This is a genomic window from Gordonia sp. ABSL11-1 (genome assembly GCF_030315685.1).
Classification (GTDB): domain Bacteria; phylum Actinomycetota; class Actinomycetes; order Mycobacteriales; family Mycobacteriaceae; genus Gordonia.
The window spans coordinates 1-3,392 of sequence record NZ_JASXSI010000058.1; the positions used below are offsets into that span (position 1 = coordinate 1).

Annotated in this window: 2 rRNA genes; both read left to right on the forward strand. The window is 55.6% G+C overall.

Annotated features, from left to right (window positions below):
- Window positions 1-26 precede the first annotated feature (26 nt).
- A 23S ribosomal RNA gene (locus QSJ19_RS26315) occupies window positions 27-3,160 on the forward strand.
- Between the two features lie 106 nt (window positions 3,161-3,266).
- Window positions 3,267-3,383 (forward strand): 5S ribosomal RNA (gene rrf / locus QSJ19_RS26320).
- Window positions 3,384-3,392 lie beyond the last annotated feature (9 nt).

Here is a 3,392-nt window from a genome sequence, read left to right on the forward strand (position 1 = left end):
TGATGGGGGGTTGTTTGTAGGTGTTGTTGTAAGTGTTTAAGGGCGTTCGGTGGATGCCTTGGTACCAGGAGCCGATGAAGGACGTGGGAGGCCGCGATAGTCCTCGGGGAGTTGTCAACCGTGCTGTGATCCGAGGGTGTCCGAATGGGGAAACCCAGCACCAGTGATGTGGTGTTACCACCAGGTGAATGTATAGCCTGTGTGGGGGGAACGTGGGGAAGTGAAACATCTCAGTACCCATAGGAAGAGAAAACAATTGTGATTCCGTGAGTAGTGGCGAGCGAAAGCGGAGGAGGCTAAACCATGCGCATGTGAGACCGGGTGGGGGTTGTGCGTGTGGGGTTGTGGGGTGCATCTTCTCAGATCTACCTGTCTGGGCGTGAGTGAGAAAATCATGGGTTAGGTGAAGTGGCCTGGAATGGTCTGCCGTAGTCGGTGAGAGTCCGGTAGCTGAAAACCTGTGGTCTTGCGTGATGTGTTCCCAAGTAGCAGCGGGCTCGTGGAATCTGCTGTGAATCTGCCGGGACCACCCGGTAAGCCTGAATACTTCCTGGTGACCGATAGCGGACTAGTACCGTGAGGGAAAGGTGAAAAGTACCCCGGGAGGGGAGTGAAATAGTACCTGAAACCGGACGCTTACAATCCGTCAAAGCCTGTGAGTCGTTTGGTCGACTGTGGGTGATGGCGTGCCTTTTGAAGAATGAGCCTGCGAGTTAGTGCTCGGTGGCGAGGTTAACCCGTGTGGGGTAGCCGTAGCGAAAGCGAGTCTGAATAGGGCGTGGAGTCGCCGGGTCTAGACCCGAAGCGGAGTGATCTACCCATGGCCAGGGTGAAGCGTCGGTAAGACGTCGTGGAGGCCCGAACCCACTTCAGTTGAAAATGGAGGGGATGAGTTGTGGGTAGGGGTGAAAGGCCAATCAAACTCCGTGATAGCTGGTTCTCCCCGAAATGCATTTAGGTGCAGCGTGGTGTGTTTCTTGCTGGAGGTAGAGCTACTGGATGGCCGATGGGCCCTACTAGGTTACTGACGTCAGCCAAACTCCGAATGCCGGTAAGTGAGAGCACTGCAGTGAGACTGCGGGCGATAAGGTTCGTAGTCGAGAGGGAAACAGCCCAGATCGCCGGCTAAGGCCCCTAAGCGTGTACTAAGTGGAAAAGGATGTGGGGTCGCGAAGACAACCAGGAGGTTGGCTTAGAAGCAGCCACCCTTGAAAGAGTGCGTAATAGCTCACTGGTCAAGTGATCCTGCGCCGACAATGTAGCGGGGCTCAAGTACACCGCCGAAGCCGCGGCACTCACATAAGCCCGCCCATGATCTACGGGTTGTGGGCCAGGTGTGTGGGTGGGTAGGGGAGCGTCGTGCAGCCCTGGAAGCGCCGGAGTGATCTAGGTGTGGAGGCTGTGCGAGTGAGAATGCAGGCATGAGTAGCGAAAGCAGAGTGAGAAACTCTGCCGCCGGATGACCAAGGGTTCCTGGGCCAGGCTAATCCGCCCAGGGTGAGTCGGGACCTAAGGCGAGGCCGACAGGCGTAGTCGATGGACAACGGGTTGATATTCCCGTACCCGTGTATCCGCGTCCATGCTGAATCAGTTGTACTAACCATCCAAATGGTGATCGATCTCCTTCGGGAGGCGTGAGCCGGCTGCATGGGACCTTGGCTGGTAGTAGGCAAGCGATGGGGTGACGCAGGAAGGTAGTGGGGCCAGTTAGTGGTAGTACTGGTGTAAGCCTGTAGGGCGATCGGTAGGTAAATCCGCCGGTCTTGACGCCTGAGAGGTGATGCGTAGCCGTTGCGGCGAATTCCATGATCCTATGCTGCCGAGAAAAGCCTCTAGCGAGTTGGTACACGGCCCGTACCCCAAACCAACACAGGTGGTCAGGTAGAGAATACTAAGGCGATCGAGAGAACTGTGGTTAAGGAACTCGGCAAAATGCCCCCGTAACTTCGGGAGAAGGGGGACCCATCCTGGTGACGGCCTTGACGGTCTGAGCTGGTGTGGGTCGCAGAGACCAGAGAGAAGCGACTGTTTACTAAAAACACAGGTCCGTGCGAAGTCGTAAGACGATGTATACGGACTGACGCCTGCCCGGTGCTGGAAGGTTAAGAGGACCGGTTAATGCCCTTCGGGGTGTGACGCTGAGAATTTAAGCCCCAGTAAACGGCGGTGGTAACTATAACCATCCTAAGGTAGCGAAATTCCTTGTCGGGTAAGTTCCGACCTGCACGAATGGCGTAACGACTTCTCTGCTGTCTCAACCACAGACTCGGCGAAATTGCAGTACGAGTAAAGATGCTCGTTACGCGCGGCAGGACGAAAAGACCCCGGGACCTTCACTATAGCTTGGTATTGGTGTTCGGTTCGGTTTGTGTAGGATAGGTGGGAGACTGTGAAACTCGCACGCCAGTGTGGGTGGAGTCGTTGTTGAAATACCACTCTGATCGTATTGGACTTCTAACCTCGGACCCTGATCGGGTTCAGGGACAGTGCCTGGTGGGTAGTTTAACTGGGGCGGTTGCCTCCCAAAATGTAACGGAGGCGCCCAAAGGTTCCCTCAGCCTGGTTGGCAATCAGGTGTTGAGTGTAAGTGCACAAGGGAGCTTGACTGTGAGACGTACATGTCGAGCAGGGACGAAAGTCGGGACTAGTGATCCGGCACCAACGTGTGGAAGTGGTGTCGCTCAACGGATAAAAGGTACCCCGGGGATAACAGGCTGATCTTCCCCAAGAGTCCATATCGACGGGATGGTTTGGCACCTCGATGTCGGCTCGTCGCATCCTGGGGCTGGAGTAGGTCCCAAGGGTTGGGCTGTTCGCCCATTAAAGCGGCACGCGAGCTGGGTTTAGAACGTCGTGAGACAGTTCGGTCTCTATCCGCCGCGCGCGTCAGAAACTTGAGGAAACCTGTCCCTAGTACGAGAGGACCGGGACGGACGAACCTCTGGTGTGCCAGTTGTCCCGCCAGGGGCACTGCTGGTTAGCTACGTTCGGAAGGGATAACCGCTGAAAGCATCTAAGCGGGAAGCCTGTTCCAAGATGAGGTTTCTCACCACCTTCGAGTGGTTAAGGCCCCCTACAGACCATGGGGTTGATAGGCCAGAACTGTACGCCTAGTAATAGGTTCAGGTGACTGGTACTAATCGGCCGAGGACTTACCAACAACACTCTTACCATGAACAGGTAGAGACTGTTCGCATCCACTATGACACTTCTGAAACAACACACAACAGTACAAACAAACCCGTTGTGTGTGGGTTTCACAAAGTTACGGCGGCCATAGCGGAGGGGAAACGCCCGGTCCCATTCCGAACCCGGAAGCTAAGCCCTCCAGCGCCAATGGTACTGCACCCTAACCAGTGTGGGAGAGTAGGACACCGCCGAACACAATTTGA